Here is a 609-nt window from a genome sequence, read left to right on the forward strand (position 1 = left end):
CTGGGATGGAATGTAGGACAAAGCTGTATATATGTACAGTGCTTTTTTTTAAAAAGCTACCATTTAATCCAGACGTACCAGAGCCCCGAACCTACAAATCCAACCATTCCAAAACGATACGGCCACAGCACCCAGCGCTTGAGAGACAGAGGAACAGACGCCAGCTCTGCCGCCGTCACGTCTCCTCTTCGGATGTGCAGCTTGGGCAGTGAAAGAAAGTCGACAATCAGACTCAAACGCTTGTATCTGTCGATCAGTTTGTTTCTGCCCCAAAACCGTTTGTTGTCACGGACCAAAACGTTATCAATGAAGTAGCTTTCCAGTTCATCCAGTTTTCTGTACTCGACGAATAGCTTCAAACCCAAAAAAATAAATGGCCATCCCCCCAATAAAATCACGCTAAATCCGTGCAACGAAATAGTCATGCACCCTCTCCCTCATAGAATAAGTCGCCGGCCATTTCTCCTAATGCTCCTCCCACGGTTCCACCGGTATACCCTCCCGCAGCACCGCCAATAATCCCGCAAGCGAGTTCACCTTTCCCTTTAGTAGCGATACCCAAAACTAATTTACACAAACCACGCCCCACCTTTGCGCCCAATACCCCGC

At 48.3% G+C, this 609-nt stretch carries 1 protein-coding gene and 1 pseudogene; both read right to left on the reverse strand.

The genetic code is table 11. The annotated features are described in order from the left end of the window. Positions 1-56: 56 nt before the first annotated feature. Positions 57-425 carry a hypothetical protein gene (locus HX786_RS31565; RefSeq protein ID WP_177022653.1) on the reverse strand — a complete coding sequence of 123 codons (369 nt, stop codon included), beginning with the start codon at positions 423-425 and terminating at the stop codon, positions 57-59. Next, positions 422-609: pseudogene (locus HX786_RS31775) on the reverse strand (hypothetical protein); the annotation flags it as partial. The pseudogene HX786_RS31775 and the gene HX786_RS31565, both read right to left, overlap by 4 nt.

The organism is Pseudomonas sp. 21615526 (assembly GCF_013386245.1).
In the GTDB taxonomy this organism is placed as follows: domain Bacteria; phylum Pseudomonadota; class Gammaproteobacteria; order Pseudomonadales; family Pseudomonadaceae; genus Aquipseudomonas.